The organism is Kitasatospora sp. NPDC004615 (assembly GCF_042873545.1).
In the GTDB taxonomy this organism is placed as follows: Bacteria; Actinomycetota; Actinomycetes; order Streptomycetales; family Streptomycetaceae; genus Kitasatospora.
On the sequence record NZ_JBIALQ010000004.1, the window covers coordinates 322,136 to 344,073 of the forward strand.

Consider the following 21,938-nt stretch of genomic DNA (forward strand, 5'->3'; position numbering starts at 1 on the left):
GTCTGAGTGCGTGATCATCCGACAATCGGTTTGGTGCCAGACCGTAATCAAGCCAGGGCCTCTACGTCCACTTCCGCAGGTCCGTGAACCGGCTCGCACGGCTGCCGCATGACTACCCATCAGTAGAAAATGCCTTGCCAGGAGGGCTCGCTAGCTTGCCCGCATGACCGACACCCTCCACCAACTGCGCCACCTGCGGCCCGACGCCGACCTGGCCGCCGCCGCCGCACTGCTGACCGCCGGACGGCTGGTGAAGCCGTACGACAACGACGAAGACACCGCCCCCGTGCTCTGGACGAGCGACGGGCCGGCACCCCTCGGGCTCTGGGAGAAACTGCACCGCGAGCACCCGGCCAGCGGACTGTGGCCGCTACTGCTCGCCCCGCTCTCCACCACCGACGTCGATTCCGCCCCTGGAGCTCCGGCGAACTCCAACCGCGCTATGCCACCGAACCCGACTGGTACGACCCCGCCGCGCTGCTGCGCACCAACTGGGAGCACTACGCAACCCCCGACGCCGACGCTCCCCCCGACCCGGACGAGAGCGCCGAACTCGCCGAGAGCCTCGCCCCGTTCACCGACGGCTGGCCCGGAACGGCGTCTGCCGCCGAACAGCCCGGCGACCCGGACCGGGCCGCCCGCGCACTGGCCCGCGAACTGCTGGCCAACAACGCGCACCTGCGGATCGGCCTGGTTCCGGCCGCCACCGGCGCCGAGGCACTGACCGCCTGCGGCTGGACCGGACCGGTCAACCACGAGGGCGACATCGCCAAAGTCTCCGCCGTACTGCTCGACCGGGAACGCCGCTACGGCACCCGGCTGGTCCAGGTCGGCTTCGCCGAACTCGAGTTGAGCGTCGGCGCGCCACCCCAGGACGACGAACCGGCGCTTCGGATCGCCGCCGAACACGCTGCGTTCTGCCCCGACACATCCCCAAGGAGTCGGCACGATCGCCGACTACGCCCCCGGCCTGGTCGATGCCGACCAGTGGTCCTTCTGGCGGGACTGAGCTGCCTTCGCTTCTTCCGCAATGTGCCATTCACAAGAGGAGATTGAGTGAACGTCAACTTCACTCAGGGCTGATCCACCCGTACGGGCGGAGAATTGCCCTTCGGCTCACCCCGCCGGGTGGTTTGGGGCCTGTGCCAGCGGGTCCGGCTGGGAGCCGCCCCTAGGCTTCGGAACAACCGGAACGGGCCGAAGCCGAACGGCCATTGAGTAGCCGTCGGGCCAGCCGGAGCGAAAGGGGGTACGGACCTATGACGCACACCGCACGAGCGGAATCGGACTCCATGCTGCGCCGCACCCTCGGCGAGCGGCGCATCGCCCTGGTCGCCTGGCGGCTGCTCGTCCTGCAGAACGCCCACCCCGCCGTCGGCGCCGGAGTCGACCAACTGTCGACCTACCGCAGCCACCCCTGGCGGCGGATCGAACACACCATGGACAGCGGCAGGCGCCTGTTCTTCTCCGACCAGGAGGCGCTGCGCCGCGAGATCGAGCGCCTCGAACGCAGCCACCGCCGGATCGCCGGAGTCGACGCCCAGGGCCGCCCCTACACGGCCCTCGACCCCGCCGTCCGGGTCTGGGTGCTGGTCACCCTGTACGAGGCCATGACGGCAATGCGGGCACTCTCCGGCCGCCCGCTGCGCCCCGCCGAACTGGACAAGCTCTACCGGGAGTTCCGCGAGGTCTGCACCGCCTTCCGGCTCCCCGACGAGCTGTTCCCGCCCACCGCCGCCGACGTGCCCGGCTACCTCCGGGACACCATCAGGGAGACGCTCGAACTCACCGCAGCCGCCAAGGACATGCTGTACACCGTCCTCACCCGCGCACCGGCCCCACGCCGCCTCGGCCGGCTCCGACCCGCCTGGCCGCTGCTGCGCCGATTCGTCGCCCGCTTCCTCACCACGCTCACCCTGGCTGACCTTCCGGCGGAGTTCCGCGCCAAGTGCGGCCTGCCACGCAGCCGCAGCGCCGCCCTACTCTCCTGGACGGTCCACCGGGGCGCGCGCCTGATCGCCGAGCGGCTGCCCGACCGGCTCCGCTACCGCACCCATTCCGGCGGCGAGCAGCCCCGGGCGGCCACCACCGCACCGCCCCGGCCGTCACGCACACCACGTACGCCACGGCGGGACGACCGACCGGCCCGGATCGCCGCCTTCTACCACCAGGTGATGGACCAGACCGGCGACGGACGCCTCACCGCCGCCGACTTCCGGGCCATGGCGCACAACATCTGCTGGCCGCTGGAGCGCGACGAGGAGACCGAGTCCGCCGTCTACACCGCCTTCGACACCTGGTGGCAGCACCTGCTGGCCACCATGGACGCCAACGGCGACGGGGAGATCTCCTGCGAGGAGTTCGTCACCGCGATGCTGGCCGGGACCGACCGTGACCCGGGCTACCTGGAGCAGGGCCTGCACGTCGCCGTCCGCGCCATGTTCCACGCCGCCGACGTCGACCACAGCGGCCAGCTGTGTGCCGACGAGTACCGCACCCTGTTCGGCGGCTCCCGCGTCCACCCGGCCGAACTCTCCCACGGCTTCCGCCAACTGGACACCGACGGGGACGGCCAGATCACCGAGGAGGAATTCGTCCGGGGCTTCACCGAGTCCTTCACCGCCCGCTCCAGCAGCACGGCCGGCACTCAACTCCTGGGCCGACCATGACGGACGCCCGGTGCCCGGCGCGCCCGGCGCCGGGGAACGCGGCAGGGCCGCCCCCTCGGGAGGGGCGGCCGCGGAGAGCGCGCGGGTACGCCGGTCGGGATCGCGGAGTTCGGGCGCGGTGTCAGAGCGCGGTGGTGGGACGGGTGCGCAGCAGGGCGCGTCCGGGGAGAGCAGTGGCGGCCAGGCAGAGCAGAGCGGTCGCTGCGCCGAGCGGAAGGGCGGTGGTGAGGGGAACATGTGGAGCTGCGGAAGTCAGCGCGCGGGTGATCGGGGTGAGCGTCGCCCAGGCGATCGCGGCACCGGTCACCAGGCCGATCGCGGTGATCAGCAACGCCTCCCAGCGCAGCATCGCGCGGACCTGACGGCGGGTGGTGCCGGCCAGCCGCAACAGGGCGATCTCGCGGCGGCGGTCCAGCACCGTCATCACCAGGGTGTTCGCGGCTGTCAGCGCCGCGAACCCGGCCAGCACGCCCGCCATCACGTTGTTCACCCAGCCGTTCAGCTCGCGGTCCTGGTCGGTCTGCGCCGCGTAGCCCTGGCGATCCGTCACTGTCAGGCCTGCTGGTGCGAGTTCGGAGAGTGCCTTCGCGGTGGCCGCTCCGTCCGTGCCCGGGGTCATGGCAACCAACAGCCGGGTCGCGTACGGCGAATCGGTGTGCGCGGCGACCGCGGCCTTCGGCAGCAGGGCCTGCCCGAAACCGAGTCCGCGGCGGTAGATCGCGACCACCGTGGGCTCAACCCGGGTGCCGTCGCCGAGCCAGAACGCCGTCCGCTGACCGACCTTCGCATGCAGGCTCTCGGCCAGAAGGCTGTCCAGCGCGACGGTGTCGGCGGAGCGGGACAGGTCGGCCGGCGAACCGGACGTCACACCCAGGTCCAGGAGCTTCGCCAGCGCGGCCGGATCGCCGGCCACCGCCTCGGCGGTGGCCGTGCCGAGCGCGCCGGAGCTCTGGTACGCCAGACCGGTGGGCAGCAGGTCGACCGCGGCGTCCACGCCCGGCATCTTGGCCGCGCGTTCCACCGCGTTCGCCGGCAGTCCCGGAGCGGCTTCGGCGGTGACCACCAGATCCGCCTTCAGACCCTCGCGGACCTGTTCGGAGGCGGCGTGCTGAAGGCTGGACTGCAGGAACACCAGCGTCCCGCAGAAGGCGATGACCATCACGATCGGGACGGTCGCCGAGGCCAGCCGGCGCGAGCCGGCGCGGGCGTTGTCGGCAGCCAGCGAGGCCGAGGCCCCGGCGGCGCGCAGCATCACACCGACCAGACCGACCGCGCCGCGCACCAGCCACGGGCCGAGCAGCCCCACCGCGACCATGAAGCACAGCACCACACCGAGGGCCAGGTTCGCCGCGGTCGCACCCGCCAGGTTGGCGGCGACCACCGCCAGCACGACGGCGCCCGCGCCGAACAGCGCACCGAACACCGCGCGTACCACGCCCGGCGTGCCCGGCCCGGTGCCGGCCTCGCCGAGTGCCTGGGTCGGCCGCATCCGGGCACTGCGCCGGGCCGCGAGCAGACCGGCCGCCAGCGCTGTCCCGGTGCAGACCGCCACCGAGACGAGCAGCGGCAGCGGGCCGGTGTCGAGCGGCACCCCGGAGGGCACCGCACCGCGGGCGACCAGCTCGCCGAACCACCAGCGGGCCAGCGCCAGCCCGGGCAGGATGCCGATCGCGGCGGCAACCGGGGCGATCAGCACCGCCTCGGTGGCGATCGAACGCTGGATCTGACGGGGCGTGGCCCCGACGGTCCGCAGCAGGGCGAATTCGCGGGCCCGCTGGCCGGTGGCCAACGCGATGGTGCTCGCCAGCACGAAGACGGCGACCGTGGCGGCCGTCCCGCCGAAGGAACCGCCGATACCGGCCAGCACCTCCTTCGCCTTCAGCAGCACCGGCTGCTCCACCTCGCCGCGCTGCTGGCCGGTCGCCACCTGTGCCTTGCCGTCCAGCGCCTGGCGCAGCGCGTCGGCCAGTGCGGCCGGGGTAGTGCCCGGCGCGGGGCGGACGGCGAGAGCGTCGATTCGGCCGGGGTGGCCGGAGATCCGGTCGGCGGTGCCGTCCGCGAACCAGGCGGTGGCCCGGCCGGGCTGGGCTTCGGCGAGGCCGGAGATCCGGTAGGACGCGGTGCCGACGGGCGTGTCGACGGTCAGGTCCGTACCGGGGGAGAGGTGGGCGGCGCGGGCGCTCGCGGCGTCCAGGACCAGTTCGCCGTCGGCCGGGGCGCGGCCCTCGGTGAGCCGCTCGCCGGGGGCGATGCCCAGTGCGGCCCAGCCGCGGCCGGTGAGCGCCGGCAGGCCGGATCGGCCGGCCGACACCGGGAACGCGGAGTCGGGCCGGGCCTGCTCGACGCCGGGCACGGCGGCCACGACTGCGGTCAAAGAGGCGTCCAGCCGGGCCCGTTCGGGGAGCGTCTGGGCGATCGTGTCGGGCCTCTTGCCGTGCACGACCGTCATCTTCACCTGCTGGTCGGCGGAGACCACGACCGGTGCGTCCGCGTACCGGTGGGGCGTGATGCTCGCGGTCAGCCCGGTCTGCAGCAGCACGCCACAGGCGGTCACGATCGTCGAGGCGAACAGCAACGCAAGGAAGGTGCCCGCGAACGACGCGGGCCGGAAGCGTATGGCGGCGCGGGCCAGTCCGTTGGTCATGCGGTCAACTCCGGGGCGTGGCAGGGGAAGAGGGTAATGGAAGGCCTGGAGGCGATGCCGGTGCGGGCCGGTCCGTCGGCTGCGCGGCCGACTCCGGGGCGTGGGCGGGGACGGCGCGGGTTCATGCGCGGGTACCGACGGGCTGTGCGGAGAGGGTGAGCATGTGCTCGGAGACCGTGCGGGGATCGGGCCGGTGGAGTTCGCCCGCGAGGAGACCGCCGGCCAGGAAGACCGCGCGGTCAGCGAAGGACGCGGCGACCGGATCGTGCGTGACCAGCACCACCGTGGCGCCGAGGCCGTCCACCGCGTTGCGCAGCAGGCCGAGGACCTCGTGCGCGCTGCGCGTGTCGAGCGCCCCGGTGGGCTCGTCGGCGAAGATCACGTCGGGCCGGGTGATCAGCGCCCGGGCCAGGGCGACGCGCTGCTGCTGGCCGCCCGAGAGCTGACCGGGGCGGCGGGCGGCATGTTCGCCCAGGCCGACCCGGGCGAGCAGTTCGTGGGCCCGGGCCTTGTCCGGTCGGCGCCCGGCCAGGCGCTGCGGGAGCAGCACGTTCTGCAGGACCGTCAGCGACGGAAGGAGGTTGAACGCCTGGAAGACGAAGCCGATCCTGCTGCGCCGGAGCTTGGTCAGCGCGTCCTCCCCGAGCGAGCTGATCGGGCTCCCGGCCAGCAGCACCTGCCCCGCATCGGGCCGGTCGAGGCCGGCGGCGCACTGCAGGAAGGTGCTCTTGCCGGAGCCGGACGGGCCCATCACGGCCGTGAAGCTGCTTGCGGGGAGGGCCAGGTCGATCCCGCCGAGGGCATGCACCGCCCCGGCGCCGCGACCGTAGACCCGGCGCACGCCGCGCAGTTCGACCGCCGGCGTCCCGTCGACGGGCCGTCCGCCCGTGGCCTGCCCGCTCGCCGGCTGCCCGCCGGTGGGCCGTCCGTCCATGGGCCGTCCGTTTACGGGCAGGCCGGGCGTGGACGTGGGCGCGGCATGGCCGGGCCAGGGCGACCCCGGTGCGGCGGCAGCGTCCGGCGTGGCGGAATGGGCGGGCCGGCCGGGCTGGGAACGGCGCAGGCGGGGCGACATGGTGAAGCCTTCCTCGGAGATGAGGCCCCAGTGGTTCTCTCTGCCGGGGCCTCACCAACGCTAGGAAAACCGCAGGTCACCCGCCATGGAGGGGGCACGAAGGTTCGAGGTGGGGTTATCCCCACCGCTGTCTGGTGGCCAACCCCCGGAAGGTTTGGGGAGATTGGGGCAGCCTCAGGAAGAAGGTTCGCGACAGGATCAGATCGGGCTGGTCGCGCGCGCCGGGATCTGGTTGGTGACCGCCAGGACCTCGCCCCGGGTCAGCACCCCGAGGGTGCGCCGCAGCTCGCCCACCTCCGGGTCGGCCAGCGACATCGTGACGGTGTACGGCGCCGGGCCGGTGATGGTGTTGCCGCCGTCGGTGCGCAGTGCCAGCCCGGTCGCCAGGGCCTGCGCGTCGACGCCCGGGCAGAGCGCCGCCGCTGGCAGCACGACGTGCGCGACCGCGCCGTAGTCGGAGATCAGCCAGCCCCGGCCGTCGGAGGTGTGCGGCGCGCCCTCGACTGTCGCGGGCAGTCCGTACGCGCCGGCCACCAGCCCGTTCGGTCCCTCGATCTCCACCGCCACGCCCTCCGGGCCGAGCGGTCCGGACAGCACCATCGGCGTCGCGGAGCCCGAGCTGAGCCGCAGGTCGAAGGTGAACTCGCCGGGCCGGTCGGTGCCGAGGTGTCGGTAACCGTGGGCGGCCAGCAGCAACGCCGGACCTGACGACCCGTCGACGCTGAGCGAGGCGGGCGCGGCCGGGAAATGGTGGTAGCCGCGAGTCCCGCACCGGCTGCCGACGAATATCCCACCGCCCGGCAGCGCACGGTCCTGCGAGGGCGACGGGCTGCCCGGCTCTCCTGCCAGGCGGGCCAGCTGCGGGGTGTGGGCGCGCTGCGGTTCGAACAGCACCCCGCCCACCACCAGCAGGACGATCAGCAGCCCGAGCACCACCGTCCACTGCTCACCCCGGCTGAGCGAGCGGAACCGTCGCAGCCGCCCCAATCGCCGGGTGTGGTAGGGAACTTGGGCTTGCCTTGTCCGCCGGGGCCGCCGACTGCGGCGGGACGGTCGCGACCCGCCCGGCGACCAGTGGCGGCCACCCGGGTCGACCGGCGGCTCATGACGCCAGCGTTCCGCCAGCATCCGGGCCCGCGCGGACGGCTCGGTCACGGTGGCGGAGCGGACGAACTCCTCGTCCAGGACCAGACCTTCGAACGGGTCCGGCGGTTCGATGGCATCGGACGGGCGATGGTCGGACATTGCGCCAGTATGCCTGCCGCCGGCGACATAGCGGGGCCATGTTTTTCGATCTTCTCTGCGGCAAGCCTCATGGGCTCATCGCTCATCGGTGGGGTGCCCGGTCGGCGTGAGGGGAGGTTGGGAGTCCGGGTGGTTGTGGTGGAGGCGGACATGGTTGCTGCGGTGCGCGGTTCATGCGGTTGGCCCCTGCCGGTGACCGGGCTGGCCGGCACGCAGGTTACGTGGGGTCGGCGGGTCAGCCGTGTTGTCGTGGGCCGGCGTTGGTCGGTGCGATCTGACATGTGGCGTGATGCGCGTAGCCGGTTGCAGGTTGGGACGCTGGCGGGGCTGGGACCCGAACGAACTGCCGGCCCCGGAAGCCGGATTGCGAGGGAACCTGCTCCGGCTGCGGTGAGATCCGGGAGGTTGCCGGACCGGCGTGGATGGACTGCTGTGCCGGACCTGCGCCAAGTCGGTCGGTCAGCACCTGCGGGCGCTGCGGCACGGTGGCTTCGAAGTTCTGCGCGAGTGCGTCTTGTTGGCTTGATGGCGGCTTCGTTCATGCGAAGTGGTTCTGGCTTACTTTCCTGGAGGGCTGACTCACCGTATGATCACGCGCTCGCGACGTTGGCCGGTATGACCAGCAAGGAGGGGCTGCATTGAGCCAGTACTACGACATAGGCGACGAGACCGTGTGGAACCCGTCCAACGGGGCCTCCCGGCTGTTCATGAGTCAAGTGAGCGTCTACCAGACGGAACTGGGGCTGCGGTCCGGCATCGGGCCCATGCAGGCTGACGAGTGCCAGATCGACCCCGTCGTGTTCAAGGAGTTCGTCGACGCCCTGCTCGCGTGGCACCGGAGAACGACTCACGATGTCATGGCTGCCCTCTCCGAGGGCTTCGTCGTCACGATGCTGGTCCTGGCGGAAAGGGCAGGCATCGAGGTGAACTGGCAGTCAGCAGGCTCCGCCGAGGACGGCGGCCTCAAGGATGTTCAGGTGCCGGCGGCCCCGGGTTCCGCTGAGGCGGCTTGGATGGCCGCCCTTCAGCACAAGGCGCGCGAGCTGGGCCGATTCATGGCGGCCTGAGCCTGGTCTGCCCGGCGAAGTACATGGATGCCATCAGAACGCGATGTCCTGTGAGTAGAGCAGGACGCGCTTGCGGAGGAGATGGAAGTCGGCTCGGCCGAACCGCTGGGGCTTGAGCATCTTGATCCGGTTGACGTGCCTTTCGATGACGCTGGAGTTCCAGGGAAGGGTGAGGCCTGCGATGACAGCGTCCCGGTCTCGGTCGATTCCAGCAGCGAGTGTGTGCCGGTTGGGCAGGTCGTCCCGGCGGACCGCGTCGAGCCGTTCCGGGAGACGCTCGCCCTGGTGCTCGGCGAGCATGACGGCGGAGGAGCGGACGTGCCGGGTCAGGGCGTCGAGCTGCGGGCAGTGGGCCAGGACGGTCTTGAACTGGAGCTGTTCTGCCTCGGACAGTGCCGTGGGTCGCCGGAGAATCCAGCCGGTGACGGTCCAGGACGACGGCGGCTGGGCGGTCACGGGCTGCGGCGAGGTTCGCTTCTGCCGTAGGGAGGCGTCGATGCGCTGGTGGCAGCTGCCTTTGTGGCCGAGCGGGATGATCTACTCCCAGAGCTTCCAGGATTAGGGTGCGAGAGGAGCCCTCGCCCCAGTCGCTCATCGCGGCAGAGAGCCGGTCCTACGGCGAACACTGCGGTGTGCATGCTGGTCGCGGATGCGCGCATCAGCCAAGGTCACCACGTGCCGGTTCCCCTGCGCCGGCCTTTTACAGGGCAGATGCTTCCTATTCGGGGCGGCCGTCGGCGAGCCACTGGGCGAGGCCGCGGAGCCCGACCGCCCACCGCCCGAGGTCGGTGACCTCGGCATGCCCGGTGACGACGGTGAGCAACTCGGCGACCGCCTCGTCCGGCCGCTGGGCATCGTTGAGGGTCAGAGCGCGGAAGACGCGGACGGAGTCGGAGTCGGGGAACTCCCTGCGGGCGCGGTCGAGCACCGCCAGCGACTCGTCCAACTTGCCCAACCACCTCAGGGTGCTGGCGTACTGGCACAGGCACCGGCGCAGGACGTCGCCGTCGAGGCCGAGGGCGAGCGCGCGCTCGTAGTAGCCGCGGGCGGTCTCCTCCTCGCCCGCGGTGTCGTAGGCGCCGCCCACCTCGTACACGAGGACCGGGTGGTCCGGGTGTTCGGCAAGCAGCGCCTGGAAGTAGGCGATCGTCGGCGCCATGTTCGCCCGGTCGCGTTGGTCATAGCCGCGCTGGATCGCCTCGGCCAGTTCGGGCGTCACCTCGGTCGTCACTGCTACGCCCCCCACGCGTACGAGTCCGGAGATCAACTCACCTTATCGGAGCCTCGCCCGCAGGCGCCTACTTGTGGATCGGCCCGGCATTTGCGGTTCTTTCGTCCTTATTTGACGGTTTCTTCCCGCTGCGTTGCTGGTCAGGCGCAGTGCGCACAGCATGTGCGCGCGAGGCACATGCTTCTCGGCAGATGCGGATGCCTGCCTCGTAGGGAGTGGGCCACTGCCGGCCTGATGGCTGTTGGCCGGCCGGCTGGAACGGTGGGGCGGCACGGACGGCGACGTGCGGACGGCCGTGGGCTCGAGCCCGGGGGAGGCCAGGGATGGGCTAAGGTACGACGAGGTTCCCTGGCGGCGGTTCCGGCACTTCGATGGCCCGTGCGAGGAGATCCCCGGCCTGCTCGCCACGCTCGTGTCCGGGGACGCCGAAGCTGCCGGTGGGGCCTTGTGGCGGCTCTGGACGAGTCTTCACCAGCAGGGCGGAACGATCGCGGTGGGAGCATTGGCGCCGTTCCTGCTTCGGATTGCGGCGACCGGGCGGCCCGAGCTTCGTGCCCGAACCCTTGGTTCGGTTGCCGAGATCGGTCGGTGTCAGTACATGGCGGACGGATCGGGGGAAGGTCTGCTCCGGGTTGCCGAGGAGCCGTTGATGGTTGAGCGCAGCACGGTGTGCCCGGTGGGCTGGACGGTCCAGGCTGGCGAGGGACGACGATGCGGGGGTTCGTGGGAGCCTGATGCCGGCGATCGCCCAACTTGCCTGCGAACGCCATGGTGACCGCGTTCTCGGGTGGGTTCGGGGTCTGGGGTCGGGTCCCGGACGGCCGCTTGAGGTCCGCATCGGTGCCGGCCTGGTCTGACTGTGCGTGGTCACGGCTGGTGCGAGGGTCGTGAGTGCCGTGGTGGGTGGTGGCGGGTCAGAGTTCGAATACCGGTCGGGTGGAGAAGTCCTCGTACATGTCTTCGCCGTCGGGCCCGTACACGAACTCGGCGTAGAAGGGGTTGCGGTTGGCCGTGGCCAGCGGGAGCCATCCGAGGAGGTGGCCGTAGCCGCCGCAGGCCGACTCGCCGCCGTCGCCGCCGTGTACTGCGGTGAGGTCGCTGGTCAGTTCGGTGCGGTACGTGTCGTGGGCAATGCGGAGGCCCAGGGCGTTCGGTTGGTGCTGGGGGCCGGTGTGATCGTCGTAGGGGATGCGGTCGAGGGGGCAGTCGTTGCCCCAGCGGAACAGGGTGTTGGCGCCGGCTCCGCAGGCGTGTTCCCACTCGTCGGAGTTCGGCATTCGCAGGCCGCGGGCCGCGAGGACGGCGGGCATGTCGGTGGGTGGCTCGGTCAGGTTCTCGTCCTCGACGGCCATGAGTACCGTCGCCAGGTTGACGCGCCGGCGCGGGCTGAGCAGTCGGGCAAGGTGGGCCCGGAGGTCGGGGTCGTTGCCGAAGCCCTGCTCCAGGCTCTCCTGGTAGTCGGCGGCCTGTTCGGGCGTCGGTTGCCAGGTGTCGAGGTCGAATCCGAGCGTTACCTGGCCGCCGGGTATCAGGGCGAATTCCTGTGCGTTCCGGTCGATCAGGACGCGGTGCATTCGGGAGCCGAGATGTTCGCCGGTTTCGACGGCAATCACGCGGCCGCCGGCCAGATCAGCTGCCTGCTGCGCGATTTGGCGGGCGGTCGAGAGGTCGAACGACCGCCACTGGTCGAAGGTGAGTTCGGCGAGAGACATGCGTCGCAGTCTTTCACGCAGGCCGGACAGGGCCGTTGCCGCGGGCTGACCCGCTAGCTGTTCGCGGTTGACGGCTGGCCGGGGCCGGAGGGCACGGTGACCAGGTGCAGACGCTGGGACCCTCCGCGGGTGAGCTGGATGCCCGTGCCGGCTGCGAGCGCGTGGGCTGCGTGGCCGATGCGCATGCCGGAGATCCTTCGGCCGTCCGCGGTCGCGACCACGGCCGGCCGGGTGCCTGACCGCAGAGCCTGCCAGACGGTGCGCGTCTGTTCGGTCAGGCGTTGGTGCATCTCGGGCCCAACCTCGGGTTCGAACCAGCGCACGGCGAGGCGACCGGCCTCGAACGCCTCGCCGCGGTGACTCGGCCTGCGCCGTGAGCACAGCAGTTGAACCACCGCAGCGCGCGGCAGCCCAGGACCGTTTGCGTGGCCGGTCAAGTCCTGGACAGCCGCGGGGGCGGCAGCCCCTCCTGGCAGGGCCAGAAAGGCCTGAACCCCGCCGCAGCACAGAGCCTCCTGGACCGTCGAGTGCACATGTACTTGGTGCAGGCCCAGCGGGCCCGGTTGGCTGCAAAGCCATCCAGCACCCGGCAGGAGCTCCCCGATCCGCTGCCCGACCAGGGCCTCGTCCTCCGGTAGCAGCCAGACATCTGTCGTTTTCGTACGGGAGCCGGGGAGTGCCATGGGGACAGCGTTGCAGCAGTTGCTGACAGGACGGCCCGGCGCCATGACGGCGGAGGCTCGGACGAGGGCGTTTCCTCGGGTTGTCGAGGCAGGGACGGTCGGGCAGTTGTTCGCCTGGGGGAGAGAGGTGCCTTGTTGCGGGCGGGCGGGTGGGTGTTCGGCAGGTGGTGGCGGCCTCCGATGATGTGCGAGGTCGAGCAGCGTCGAGTCGGGACCGGCCTGGATCCTGTGCCGAGTTCGATGCTCGCGTCCGGTGGGTCAGTTCGTTCGTTGCTATGGCGGCGGAACGCCGGGGATGGTTCGAGCGGTGGGTCAAGTAGCTGCCGGAGCCTGCTGTGTGGTCGCTGCTCGGGCGGTGGCCGCTTCGACCTGGCGGCGGCCGGATTCGCCTCGGCTCCAGAGGAAGGCACACCAGCGGCGCGGTGCGTCGCTGCTCCAGATCCGGAACTCCTTGACTGCGACGTTGTCGGACAGTCGCCATCGGAGGGTGCGGCCTGATGCTTCGGGGATGTCGGTGAGGCCGTCGAGATGCTGGGCGAGTGCGAAGCTGTCGACGTCGGTGGCGACGCGGTCCCAGGTCGCGAGCGTGTCGGTGAGGGCGTGGGATTCGATGAGTGCCGGGATGGACGGGGCGACTTCGAGGAACGTTCCGCCTCGGTCGGTTACTCCGACCCGGCCGTCCGTGTGTACCAGGTAGCGGACCGGGGAGGACACGTACTCCCCGAACCAGTCGAAGTACCAGCCGTTGGCAGGGCCGGCCCACATGCCTTGGCCCAAGTCGTAGTGCCAGTCGCGGAGCGACTCGTGGCGCTCGCCCTCGATGGTGCAGCTGCTTCGGACTTGGTAACGGAGTCCGCCGTACCTCTGCTCGAATCCCTCCCGGCGGATGACCAGCATCATGGGCGCGGGGGTCAACTGGCCGGAGTGGTCACGGATTTGCAGGAACTCGGTGGAGAGTCGGGGTTCCTGCGGATCGTCGCGTCGGCCGGTTCGGTCGAGCAGGTTCTTTGCACGCGAGGTGAGACCCGTGAGGTCATCCAGGATGTGCATGCTGCACTTCATTTCCCAGGACAGGGTGTGGGTTTGCAGGTCCGAAAGATACCGGGTCGGGGCAGTCAGTACTCCGGCTTCAGATCGTGATCTCGGCTGCCCCTGGACCGGTCCGCGGTGCCGTAATGCTGTCGACGGCCGTGATCGTCTACTGCTAGGTTCGCCTGCGCCAGAGCAGTGCCATGTCGACGCGTCACCGAGAGGGTGAGGTTTATGGCTGCCGGGAGCGAGTTCCGTCACGTCCCTGACCGGGTCGCCGACTGAGCCGGCTTCTGCCGCCAGCGGCCCGGACCGCTTCACAACTCCGGAGTTCGTCAACAATGCAGAGCATGACCCCCCGCCCGCTGAGCCTGCTCGTGCTGGGTGGCACGCGTTTCGTGGGTCGCACCCTTGTCGAGGCCGCACTGGCCGAGGGGCACCAGGTGACGCTGTTCAACCGCGGCCGGACCGCGCCCGAGCTCTTCCCCGAGGTCGAGACCATCATTGGCGACCGCACCACCGACCTGTCCGCGCTCGGTGACCGCCGCTGGGATGCCGTGGTCGATGTCGCAGGCTACGAGCCCGAGGTGGTCCGCCGCTCGGTCACCGCCCTGGGTGAGCGCGTGGACCGGTACGTCTTCGTCTCCTCCCTGTCGGTCCTTGCCGACCAGGCGACCGTGCAGAACGAGGACGGAAATCTGCTCGTCCTCGGCGAGGACCTGCCGCCACACCAGCTCTACGGCGCACGCAAAGCCGCCTGCGAGCGGATCGTGCTGGGCGCGTACGGCGAGCGTGCCAGCATCGTCCGCCCCGGCATGATCGTCGGGCCGCACGACCCGACCGACCGCTTCCCCTACTGGCCGCGGCGCTTCCAGCGCGGCGGCACGGTGCTGCTGCCGGGCGATCCGGCCGATGCGGCCCAGTTCATCGATGTCCGCGATGTCGCGGCGTGGATCCTGGGGTGCATCGCAGCACAGCGCGGCGGCATCTACAACGTCACCGGCCGCACCCTGCCGTTCGGCGAGTTCTTCGCCGTCTGCCGGGCACTGGTGAACCCCGGTGCGGAGCCGGTCTGGGTCAGCAGCGAGAAGCTGCTGAAAGCCGGCGTCAACCCGTGGATGGGCGTCCCGATGTGGATCGGCGCCCCCGAGTGCGTGGCGATCAACCGGGTGGACATCTCCCGCGCCCTGGCCGCCTGCCTGACATACCGTCCGCTCGCCGAGACCGTTGCCGACACACTCGCCTGGGACACCGCCCGCGGTGGACCGGCCGTAGACGAGGAGGGGCTCACCGCTGCGGAGGAGCAGCGGCTGCTGGACGAGCTGACGTGAGTCGGCTCGGTGTGGTCCGGCTCGGTGTGATCCCGCGCTGAGAACGGGTGGTCTCGGGTGAGCGAAGCTGCGGATGGTGGCCGGGGCGCCGACCTCACCGCGGGCAGCTCGCCCGGGGCCACCGTAATTTTCGGCGCCAAGGTGTCGCGGGTGCTCGGCAGGCGGCCCTCCGGCCTGGAGACGACACGGCCACCGTTGATCATCGTCAGGTGTGTCGACAAACGACGACCGGCTGGTGGCCGTGGGCCACAGCGGAGACGCTGCCCCAGTGTCTCGTGGGTGATCTGCAGCCGTTCCGTGAGCTGTTCAGCGGTGGTCGGTCGGCCGGTGAGGTAGGCCCGGCCTGCTCGGTGTCTGTCCGTGCGGCGGCAACTGTTGGGCCGAGCAGGGTTTGTGAGGTACTTGGACGGTGTGTCGATGGCCCGGCTCGGTAGGATCGTTTACTCGAGGGGCTGGGCCGGCACGCGGACGAAGCCCTCGGTCCAGTGGTCCTCATCGAGGTCGTACTCTCCGGCCTGGAAGCAGTCCGGCTCGTTGGCGAAGCCTGGTTGAAGGCGCGCGCGGCGGATTCGTGCTTCGGCTTCGGCCTCGGAGGAGTAGATGCCGAGCAGCTTGACGTCGTCGCCGTCCAGCTCGTCGAGGAACACCATCGTGTCGTTGACGTGAATCGTTTCGCCGTTCGGGCCGGCTTCGTTCTGGTGGCCGATGTGCCACAGGGGGTAGACCTTCACGGGCGCAGGCTATCGGTCCTCCGCTGAAGATCGATTCCGCAGATGTCGGATCGGCGAGGCCGATGGTGTTCCGGCCATGTCCTTCTCCGCTGTGATCTTCGACTTCTTCGGCACGCTGACCCCGAGCACGCCCAGCGGGATCTGGGACGAACATGCGGCCCGCAGTGCGGCCCCGCTCGGGATTCCGGTGGAGCAGTGGCGTCGGGCGCTGGACGAGTCCTTTCCGGAGCGGGCCGTGGGGGCGATGGGTGATCTGCCGCGGACGATCCGCACCCTGGCCCGGCGCTGCGGAGTCGACCCGGGTGACGAAGCGCTGGCAGCCGCGACGGCGGCCAGGCTTGCCTGCCAGCGTGAACTGTTCGTCTTCCGCGATGACGCGCTCGAGACCTTGGAGCGGCTTCGCCGCGACGGCCTTCGGATCGGGGTCCTGAGTGACTGCACGATCGAACTCGCCGAAACCTTGCCGACGTTGCCGCTTGCCCCGCTGGTCGACGCGGTCGTCCTGTCCTGCCAGGAAGGGCGCAGGAAGCCGGATCCGGAGTTGTTCCGCCAGGTCGCGAGGGAACTGGATACGCCGACCGGCGATTGCCTCTATGTCGGTGACGGCGGCGGCGATGAACTGAGTGGCGCAACTGCGCAAGGAATGACCGCGGTCATGCTGCGGGCCGGCGACTGGGCGATCAACGACGCGCACGCCCGTGAGGACAGCTGGCCGGGACCGTTCTTCTCGACGCTGTCCCACGTCGTTGCCGCTGCCGGCGACCCGGCCCTGATCACTGCCTGAGGGCGCCGCCCCGGAGCGCCGTGTCGGTCCGGGCGGTGCCAGGGGGCGGATGTTCGCCGGCACGGTGTTGTGGTCGGTCCGGTGGACGCCGCAGTTCGGATCCGACGTCGCGTCAGCTGGTCGTGGGCTGTGTTCGATCAGGTCCTGATGGCCGGCCAGATGGTCAGGGCCGCAGCAATGGTGAGTCGGGCGTTGAGTGCGATTCGGCGGTCTCCGGTGGTCAAGTGGGCGGTGATTGCGCCGGTTTGGAGGAGGACGAAGCCGGTGGCCGCGGCCGGGGCCAGGGAGGGGGCGATGTCGGTTAGTGGGGGACGATCAGGCCGGTTGGGCCGCCGGTTCACGCGGGACCCGTCGGTTGTGTCGCGTGCCGGAAGAGGCCGGGCCGGGGGTTCAGGCGTGGTCGGTGGCGGGCTCGGTCGCGTAGTGGCTCATTGCGTCGATGTTGGCCTGTGGCGTCAACGGGCGGCCGTCGGTGAGGACTTGCTGGAGGTCCCGGAAGTACTGCACGTACAGGTCGGGGGTGAAGGTGCTGAGCAGGACGGCGGGTTGGTCGGTCGGGTTGGCGAAGGTGTGCGGGGTGCTGGGCGGGACCATCACGAGGGTGCCCGGGGTGGCGTCGTAGTCCGTGTCCCCGACGGTGAACCGTACGGTGCCGGCCAGGATGTAGAAGCCCTCGTCGTGCAGGGCGTGGCGGTGCTGCGGCGGTCCCTGGGTGTGCGGGGCGAGGACGGACTCGGCGATTGCGAGGCGGTGGGCGGTGTGGCTGCCGTCCTCCAGGATGCGCATGCGGGTGGTGCCCAGAACGATTGTCTCGCCGTCGCCGGGGGTCACCACCGAGACGGTATGGGCGGTCTGCGGGTCGCCGGTCTTCGTTTGCTTGGTCATGTGGACGAGTGCACCGCTGGGGGTGGGTCGGTGTCCAAGACCTGTTCTGCGGGGCTGATGCCTTGTGGGTATCGCTGCTGTGTGGGACTGCGGAGCTTGCGCGGCGAAGTCGGTGGCGCCGAGGGGTGAGCGTCCTTTCGGTGGCGGGCCGTCGGCGTACCGTCGCGGTGTATGAAACTCCTTTGATATAAGGGAAGTTGTGGTGGCGGCGGGGTCGTTTCGGCCCTGGTCGTGCCTGCGGGTCTGCCGTCCGGTAGTCCTTCGTCACGTACGCGGCCACCGCCGCCGTTCGACACAGGGAGAGCATCCATGCCTCGTACCGACATCCGTGCCGCCCTCAACGACCTCGTCTTCTCCCCGGACCTCGACCTGAACGAGGCCGCCGAGCGTCACATCACCCCCGACTACGTCCAGCGCACCGACGGCAACTCCCTTGACCGGGAAGCCTTTCTCGCCCACATCGCCCACCTCCGTGCGAGCGTGGCCTCCGGGGTGATCGAGGTGCACCAGGAGCTCTTCGACGGCGACCAGTACGCCGACCGTCACACCGCCACGATCTCGATGAAGGACGGCTCCACCCTCCTCATGGAGGTCCACCTCTTCGGCGAGTTCGCCGCGGACGGCCGCTTTCGTCGTGTCAACGAGACCACCCTGGTCCTCGAAAGCCCCGGCGACGTGCGCTGACCCTCACGGAGTGGCCCGAGGCCGGGATCGGTCAGCCGATCGGTGGGGCGAGGTATTCCAGGGCGTAGCCGTCGCCGGCGGGGGTGACGCGGGCGATGCCGGGGGAGTCGAGGTGGGCGCCGGCCACGAAGTGGTGGGGGCGGGTGAGTTGTTCGAGGAGGGCCGCGCGTGCGGTGCGGGCCTGGGGCTGGTTGCCGTCGAACTCCCAGGACACGTTCGGCTGGTCGAACTGGAGCGTGGGGACGTGGACGGTGTCGCCCCAGACGAGGAGGTGGCCGGCGCTGCTCCTCACCTCGTAGACGGTGTGGCCGGGGGTGTGGCCCGGTGTCGGGATCGCGGTGGTCCAGTCGTTGATCGCGACCTTGTCCGTGACGGGGACGACCCGGTCGCGGATCGGCGCGAGGCGCCCCGTGAAGACCGAGGTGTCGCCCGCGCCGATCCAGACGCGTTCGAGTCCGGTGAACGCCTCCGAACCGTCCGGCGTGATCAGGCCGCTGACGTGGTCCTCGTGCCGGTGGGTGATGGCCACATCGGTGATCCGCGCGCGCTCGACCCCCGCCTCGTCGAGCGCGTCGTAGATCAAGCCCATGGTGGGGTCGTGCCAGACATTGGACGCGCCGGTGTCGATGAGGACCGACCGAGTGCCGTCGGTGACGAAGAAGGCGTTGACCGACAGCCGCAGGTTCTCGCCGACCAGCGGGACGGCGGCCGGCAGCACGTCGAGCGTGCGCCCGTCCTCGTCGCGGAGGCGGGTCGGCGGCATGTCGATGTACCCGTCCCGCAGCGAGACCACCTGCAGGTTGCCGAAGTCGAACGTGGCGTGGTGCCTGCCACTTGAGATCAAGTGCACGGAGCCTCCGTCGGGTTGGGGGTGGATCGCGTTCCGTGTTCGATGGAAGGGGTCGTCTCCTTCGGGAGAACATTAGGCGGTCGCGCGGCGAGGTACCTACGGTGGTCGAGCAGGCGGATGCGGGGCCGAACCGCAGCGCGGAGGCCGAGGAGGTGGAGCGCGGCCGGTGTCGGTGGCGTCTGGGAGCATGCCTTGGGCGCGCGGTCGGGTGGGGAGCGGGTGGGGAGCATGGCGACGGCCATCGCGGCGACTGCGTCTCCGTCGGCGGGATCGGGGACCTGGCTGCGGGCATCCTCGATCAAGTTCCAGAAGCGCTGAGTGTGCATGACGCCGGAGCATGTCAGCGGGGTCCGACATCGGCGCGCGGGGGGAGGGGCGGCTGCGTCGGGTCGGGTGGGTTGGCGGGTCAGTAGAGTCAGCTGACCATGGACGCCGTCGTGCCGGGAGGGTCCCGGGGCGTTGTGCGTCCGGGAGGGTGTTTGTCATGCCGCAGATCCTGATCGATCACTCGCCGGGGCTCGAGTTCGACGCCACGGCGTTTGCGAAGGAGGTTCATCAGCTGATTCCTGAGGTGATCGACACGGCGACGGGTGACTGCAAGACGCTGGTGCGGCCGGCGGTTTCGCATCTGGTCGGGGACGGGGCGTCGGGGGAGGCGGTGGTGCTGGTGGAGATCAAGATTCTGGGCGGGCGCAGTGTCGCGGCGCGTAGTGAACTGTCGGTGCGGGTGACGGATTTGCTGCGGTCGCATGTTCGGGTGCCGGCCGCGTTCTGTGTCGAGGTGAGTGAACTGGACCGGGAGACCTACGTGTTCGTGCATCACGCCGGGCACTGAGGTCGGCGGGCCGGGGTGGAAGGGGGCACCTCGGCCTTCGGCGGTGGGGGGTGGGGGTGGGGGTGGGGGAATTTCGGTTGTCGGGGTTGTTGGACGGTTCGACACTGAGGTCATGCTCGGATTCGTGAGGACCGACAACGAAGCCCTCGTCGCGTACTTGGGCGACCCGCAGCGTGCCGTGGCGGCCTACTGGGAACTGTTGCGGCGCAAGGGGGATGCGGTGGGTGCCATCAGGGCCGGCCTGTCCCATGAGAGTGCGGCTGTCCGGGAGGGCTGCTGCCGGTTGCTGGACCACCTGGTCGACACGGAGTCGATGGGGCAGCTGATCACGATGGCCGACGATCCGGACGCCCGGGTCAGGATCGCCGCGTTCCATGCCCTCGCGTGCGACCGGTGCAAGGACGACGCGTGCGCGCCGGGTGCGGACCGGGTGCTCGAACCTGCGTTGCTGCACCTGGCTTCCGATCCCGACCCGCAGGTGCGGTCGCGGGCCGCCGAGTTGGTCGGCAAGTTCGCCCGTACGGATGCCCGGGCTGTTGCCGCTCTGCAGGTGTCGCACCGGCAGGACCCGAGTCCGGCTGTGCGGAAGAAGGCGGGCTGGTACATCCCGGGCGGGGCCGTTTACGAGCGGACGGGTCCGCGGGCGTCCAGGTGACGGGGCGGGCGGTGCCCCGGTGAGGGGCGGCAGACTGCGCGCATGCTGTTGGACTGGATCGCCGAGGTGGCGGACGAACCGCTGGTGCTCAGCTCCGGGGGCCGGCGGGAGGAGTGGGACACCACCGAGTCTGCCCTGGCTCGCGTTCTCCACCGGTCGGACTGCTGCTCCTCGGCTGGCAGTTGATCGTGCGCCTACTGCTCGGAGTCGGTGCGGGCCAGCCAGAGGAACAGCGGCGGCAGGGCCAGTTCGACGATGCCCAGGGCGACCTGGAACCAGTGCGGCCAGCCGTGTACGGCGAGCGAGAGGATTCGTCCGAGGCCGCCGAGAAACAGGATGCCGGCCAGCCAGCGGACGGCGGTGGTGCGGATCGGTGACTGGCGGGCGGCCTGGAGCCAGGCGACGCCGTAGCCGGCGAAGATCGCGCCGAAGAACCGGCCGAGGCTGTCGATGGTCGGGCCAGCCGAACTCTCACCGGGGATCGCGGAGTTGCCGAGCAGGACGTGGAAGAGCCCGATCGCCACGCAGCCGTAGCCCATGGCGAGCATGAGTGCGTGCAGTGCCTTGTCCTTGGTCATGACAGCGCCGACCCCCTGTTAGTAGACACGCGTCAACCAGGAGCAGCAGGCTACGCGCCGCTAGTAGACACGTGTCAAGTAGGATGACCGGGTGCCTCCTCGCCAGCGCCTCAGCCCCGCCGACCGCCGCGCCCAACTCCTCGCTGTCGCTGCCCAGTTCTTCGCTGCGCACACGTACGACGAGGTGCTGATGGAGGACGTCGCCGAGCGCGCGGGGGTGTCCCGGGCGCTGCTCTACCGGCACTTCCCGAGCAAGCGCGACCTGTTCGCGGCCCTCTACCGGCAGGTCGCCGAGCAGTTGCTCGCCAAGACCCGGTTCGACCCCGCCGACTCCCTGGTCGAGCAGCTCGCCGAGGGCCTGGACGCGCACATCGAGTACTTCGCGGAGAACCGCAACACCGTGCTCGCGGCGAACCGGGTGCTGGCCGGTGACCGGCTGGTCCAGACGATCATCGCCGACGAGCTCGACGCGCTGCGCGAGCGCCTGCTGAGTGCGCTCCCGCCCGCCGGCGACCGGACCAGGGAGGCCGTGTCGGGCGTGCTGAAGAGCTGGCTGGTGTTCGTCCAAGTCCTGTGCGTGGACTGGCTGATCGAGCCGCACTGCACCCGCGCCGAGCTGCGCGACATCTGCATCGGCGCCGTCCTGGGCGCGATCAGGCCGCTGCTCGACGAGGATCCCGCCCCGGACTGGCCGCACTGAGCGCCCAACAGGGTCACGCGTACTTCAGGAGGAGTTCGAGCATCCGCGGGTCCTGGTGGGTGAAGCCCAACCCCGGCTGGTGGCGGTCGAGTTCGGCGATGGCGGCGAGCTCGTCGGGGGACAGCTCGAAGTCGAACACGGCGATGTTCTGGCGCAGCCGCCCGGGGTCGGTGCTCTTGGCGACCAGCGGGATGCCGCGCTGGAGCAGCCGGCGCAGGGCGATCTGCGGGACGGACCTGCCGTGGGTGGCGGCGATGCGCCGCAGGACGGGGTGCGCGCACAGGTCCGGGTTGCCCTGGGCGAGCGGGCCCCAGGCCTGGAGGACGGTGCCGTGCCGGTCCTGGAGTTCCTTCGCGGCGGTCTGCTGGAGGAACGGGTGGACCTCGCGCTGGTTGACGGCGGGGACGATCCGGCTGTGGGTGGCGCTGACGCTGCTGGCCAGTTGGGCCGTTACCAACACCGGCCGGGGGCAGCGGAGTTCGCGGTGACCCAGCTCACATCCGGGCGCTGTCAGCAATCGGTGCGCCGTCCCGTTCAGAGGGCACGCGAA

At 70.5% G+C, this 21,938-nt stretch carries 23 protein-coding genes; 10 read left to right on the plus strand and 13 right to left on the minus strand.

Annotated features, from left to right (window positions below):
* The first annotated feature begins 363 nt into the window (after positions 1-363).
* The gene (locus ACFYS8_RS16335; protein ID WP_387641420.1) at positions 364-1,056 is read left to right on the plus strand and encodes a DUF4253 domain-containing protein; all 693 of its coding nucleotides are present in this window, start codon (positions 364-366) and stop codon (positions 1,054-1,056) included.
* Between the two features lie 203 nt (positions 1,057-1,259).
* Entirely contained in the window at positions 1,260-2,669 is a 1,410-nt protein-coding gene (locus tag ACFYS8_RS16340; RefSeq protein WP_387641423.1) for an oxygenase MpaB family protein, read from the plus strand.
* A 121-nt stretch (positions 2,670-2,790) separates the two neighbouring features.
* Here ACFYS8_RS16340 and ACFYS8_RS16345 read toward each other — a convergent pair whose 3' ends face one another.
* The 3 genes from ACFYS8_RS16345 to ACFYS8_RS16355 form a co-directional block, all read right to left on the minus strand.
* Complete coding sequence (locus ACFYS8_RS16345; protein ID WP_387641426.1) at positions 2,791-5,313, minus strand: FtsX-like permease family protein; 2,523 nt, start codon at positions 5,311-5,313, stop codon at positions 2,791-2,793.
* 121 nt (positions 5,314-5,434) lie between these two features.
* Positions 5,435-6,247 (minus strand): ABC transporter ATP-binding protein, encoded by an 813-nt coding sequence (locus ACFYS8_RS16350; protein WP_387641429.1) that lies wholly within the window; start codon positions 6,245-6,247, stop codon positions 5,435-5,437.
* 339 nt (positions 6,248-6,586) lie between these two features.
* Positions 6,587-7,633 (minus strand): hypothetical protein, encoded by a 1,047-nt coding sequence (locus tag ACFYS8_RS16355; protein ID WP_387641431.1) that lies wholly within the window; start codon positions 7,631-7,633, stop codon positions 6,587-6,589.
* A gap of 638 nt (positions 7,634-8,271) precedes the next feature.
* Between ACFYS8_RS16355 and ACFYS8_RS16360 the strand changes: the two genes are divergently transcribed.
* Positions 8,272-8,700 carry a DUF6086 family protein gene (locus tag ACFYS8_RS16360; protein ID WP_387641434.1) on the plus strand — a complete coding sequence of 143 codons (429 nt, stop codon included), beginning with the start codon at positions 8,272-8,274 and terminating at the stop codon, positions 8,698-8,700.
* Positions 8,701-8,733: 33 nt separating this feature from the next.
* On the opposite strand, the gene ACFYS8_RS16365 is transcribed toward ACFYS8_RS16360, so the two are convergent.
* The 5 genes from ACFYS8_RS16365 to ACFYS8_RS16385 all read right to left on the minus strand — a co-directional run bounded on the left by ACFYS8_RS16365 (position 8,734) and on the right by ACFYS8_RS16385 (position 13,376).
* Positions 8,734-9,156, minus strand: a complete 423-nt coding sequence (locus ACFYS8_RS16365; protein WP_387641436.1) for a hypothetical protein — start codon at positions 9,154-9,156, stop codon at positions 8,734-8,736.
* 262 nt (positions 9,157-9,418) lie between these two features.
* Entirely contained in the window at positions 9,419-9,931 is a 513-nt protein-coding gene (locus ACFYS8_RS16370; RefSeq protein ID WP_387641439.1) for a tetratricopeptide repeat protein, read from the minus strand.
* Positions 9,932-10,845: 914 nt separating this feature from the next.
* Positions 10,846-11,643 carry a hypothetical protein gene (locus tag ACFYS8_RS16375; protein ID WP_387641442.1) on the minus strand — a complete coding sequence of 266 codons (798 nt, stop codon included), beginning with the start codon at positions 11,641-11,643 and terminating at the stop codon, positions 10,846-10,848.
* Positions 11,644-11,696: 53 nt separating this feature from the next.
* Positions 11,697-11,828, minus strand: a complete 132-nt coding sequence (locus ACFYS8_RS16380) for a hypothetical protein (RefSeq protein ID WP_387641445.1) — start codon at positions 11,826-11,828, stop codon at positions 11,697-11,699.
* Between the two features lie 810 nt (positions 11,829-12,638).
* On the minus strand, positions 12,639-13,376 hold the full coding sequence (locus tag ACFYS8_RS16385; RefSeq protein ID WP_387641448.1) for a hypothetical protein: 738 nt from the start codon (positions 13,374-13,376) through the stop codon (positions 12,639-12,641).
* Between the two features lie 329 nt (positions 13,377-13,705).
* On the opposite strand from ACFYS8_RS16385, the gene ACFYS8_RS16390 reads away from it, so the two are divergent.
* Positions 13,706-14,686: an NAD-dependent epimerase/dehydratase family protein gene (locus ACFYS8_RS16390; RefSeq protein ID WP_387641451.1), complete on the plus strand. Its 981-nt coding sequence runs from the start codon at positions 13,706-13,708 to the stop codon at positions 14,684-14,686.
* Between the two features lie 440 nt (positions 14,687-15,126).
* On the opposite strand, the gene ACFYS8_RS16395 is transcribed toward ACFYS8_RS16390, so the two are convergent.
* Positions 15,127-15,417, minus strand: coding sequence for a hypothetical protein (locus ACFYS8_RS16395; RefSeq protein ID WP_387641453.1), 291 nt, complete (start codon positions 15,415-15,417; stop codon positions 15,127-15,129).
* A gap of 76 nt (positions 15,418-15,493) precedes the next feature.
* Here ACFYS8_RS16395 and ACFYS8_RS16400 point away from each other — a divergent pair, with 76 nt between their 5' ends.
* Positions 15,494-16,201 carry an HAD family hydrolase gene (locus ACFYS8_RS16400; protein WP_387641455.1) on the plus strand — a complete coding sequence of 236 codons (708 nt, stop codon included), beginning with the start codon at positions 15,494-15,496 and terminating at the stop codon, positions 16,199-16,201.
* Positions 16,202-16,591: 390 nt separating this feature from the next.
* On the opposite strand, the gene ACFYS8_RS16405 is transcribed toward ACFYS8_RS16400, so the two are convergent.
* The gene (locus tag ACFYS8_RS16405; protein WP_387641457.1) at positions 16,592-17,086 is read right to left on the minus strand and encodes a cupin domain-containing protein; all 495 of its coding nucleotides are present in this window, start codon (positions 17,084-17,086) and stop codon (positions 16,592-16,594) included.
* Positions 17,087-17,395: 309 nt separating this feature from the next.
* On the opposite strand from ACFYS8_RS16405, the gene ACFYS8_RS16410 reads away from it, so the two are divergent.
* Positions 17,396-17,770 (plus strand): nuclear transport factor 2 family protein, encoded by a 375-nt coding sequence (locus tag ACFYS8_RS16410; RefSeq protein ID WP_387641460.1) that lies wholly within the window; start codon positions 17,396-17,398, stop codon positions 17,768-17,770.
* Positions 17,771-17,801: 31 nt separating this feature from the next.
* On the opposite strand, the gene ACFYS8_RS16415 is transcribed toward ACFYS8_RS16410, so the two are convergent.
* Positions 17,802-18,620, minus strand: a complete 819-nt coding sequence (locus ACFYS8_RS16415; RefSeq protein ID WP_387641462.1) for an MBL fold metallo-hydrolase — start codon at positions 18,618-18,620, stop codon at positions 17,802-17,804.
* 484 nt (positions 18,621-19,104) lie between these two features.
* On the opposite strand from ACFYS8_RS16415, the gene ACFYS8_RS16420 reads away from it, so the two are divergent.
* From ACFYS8_RS16420 to ACFYS8_RS16430, 3 genes are all read left to right on the plus strand, one after another.
* Positions 19,105-19,455 carry a 5-carboxymethyl-2-hydroxymuconate Delta-isomerase gene (locus ACFYS8_RS16420; RefSeq protein WP_387641464.1) on the plus strand — a complete coding sequence of 117 codons (351 nt, stop codon included), beginning with the start codon at positions 19,105-19,107 and terminating at the stop codon, positions 19,453-19,455.
* Positions 19,456-19,579: 124 nt separating this feature from the next.
* Positions 19,580-20,110, plus strand: a complete 531-nt coding sequence (locus ACFYS8_RS16425; protein ID WP_387641466.1) for a HEAT repeat domain-containing protein — start codon at positions 19,580-19,582, stop codon at positions 20,108-20,110.
* 42 nt (positions 20,111-20,152) lie between these two features.
* Entirely contained in the window at positions 20,153-20,296 is a 144-nt protein-coding gene (locus ACFYS8_RS16430) for a hypothetical protein (protein WP_387641468.1), read from the plus strand.
* Positions 20,297-20,304: 8 nt separating this feature from the next.
* Here the strand turns inward: ACFYS8_RS16430 and ACFYS8_RS16435 are convergent, their stop codons facing one another.
* A complete protein-coding gene (locus ACFYS8_RS16435) occupies positions 20,305-20,688 on the minus strand; it encodes a DUF4345 domain-containing protein (protein WP_387641470.1) in 384 nt (127 codons plus the stop codon).
* 91 nt (positions 20,689-20,779) lie between these two features.
* Here ACFYS8_RS16435 and ACFYS8_RS16440 point away from each other — a divergent pair, with 91 nt between their 5' ends.
* A complete protein-coding gene (locus ACFYS8_RS16440; RefSeq protein ID WP_387641473.1) occupies positions 20,780-21,388 on the plus strand; it encodes a TetR/AcrR family transcriptional regulator in 609 nt (202 codons plus the stop codon).
* Positions 21,389-21,401: 13 nt separating this feature from the next.
* Here ACFYS8_RS16440 and ACFYS8_RS16445 read toward each other — a convergent pair whose 3' ends face one another.
* The gene (locus ACFYS8_RS16445; protein ID WP_387641475.1) at positions 21,402-21,848 is read right to left on the minus strand and encodes an aldo/keto reductase; all 447 of its coding nucleotides are present in this window, start codon (positions 21,846-21,848) and stop codon (positions 21,402-21,404) included.
* Positions 21,849-21,938: the final 90 nt, after the last annotated feature.

What these genes read in the sequence shown, in the direction of transcription:
- ACFYS8_RS16405 (WP_387641457.1), bottom strand. Translation starts at nt 17,086, where the DNA reads ATGACCAAGCAAACGAAGACCGGCGACCCGCAGACCGCCCATACCGTC.
- ACFYS8_RS16390 (WP_387641451.1), top strand. Translation starts at nt 13,706, where the DNA reads ATGACCCCCCGCCCGCTGAGCCTGCTCGTGCTGGGTGGCACGCGTTTC.
- ACFYS8_RS16375 (WP_387641442.1), bottom strand. Translation starts at nt 11,643, where the DNA reads ATGTCTCTCGCCGAACTCACCTTCGACCAGTGGCGGTCGTTCGACCTC.
- ACFYS8_RS16350 (WP_387641429.1), bottom strand. Translation starts at nt 6,247, where the DNA reads ATGGACGGACGGCCCACCGGCGGGCAGCCGGCGAGCGGGCAGGCCACG.
- ACFYS8_RS16345 (WP_387641426.1), bottom strand. Translation starts at nt 5,313, where the DNA reads ATGACCAACGGACTGGCCCGCGCCGCCATACGCTTCCGGCCCGCGTCG.
- ACFYS8_RS16355 (WP_387641431.1), bottom strand. Translation starts at nt 7,633, where the DNA reads ATGTCCGACCATCGCCCGTCCGATGCCATCGAACCGCCGGACCCGTTC.
- ACFYS8_RS16385 (WP_387641448.1), bottom strand. Translation starts at nt 13,376, where the DNA reads ATGCACATCCTGGATGACCTCACGGGTCTCACCTCGCGTGCAAAGAAC.
- ACFYS8_RS16400 (WP_387641455.1), top strand. Translation starts at nt 15,494, where the DNA reads ATGTCCTTCTCCGCTGTGATCTTCGACTTCTTCGGCACGCTGACCCCG.
- ACFYS8_RS16380 (WP_387641445.1), bottom strand. Translation starts at nt 11,828, where the DNA reads ATGCGCATCGGCCACGCAGCCCACGCGCTCGCAGCCGGCACGGGCATC.
- ACFYS8_RS16420 (WP_387641464.1), top strand. Translation starts at nt 19,105, where the DNA reads ATGCCGCAGATCCTGATCGATCACTCGCCGGGGCTCGAGTTCGACGCC.
- ACFYS8_RS16410 (WP_387641460.1), top strand. Translation starts at nt 17,396, where the DNA reads ATGCCTCGTACCGACATCCGTGCCGCCCTCAACGACCTCGTCTTCTCC.
- ACFYS8_RS16430 (WP_387641468.1), top strand. Translation starts at nt 20,153, where the DNA reads ATGCTGTTGGACTGGATCGCCGAGGTGGCGGACGAACCGCTGGTGCTC.
- ACFYS8_RS16340 (WP_387641423.1), top strand. Translation starts at nt 1,260, where the DNA reads ATGACGCACACCGCACGAGCGGAATCGGACTCCATGCTGCGCCGCACC.
- ACFYS8_RS16435 (WP_387641470.1), bottom strand. Translation starts at nt 20,688, where the DNA reads ATGACCAAGGACAAGGCACTGCACGCACTCATGCTCGCCATGGGCTAC.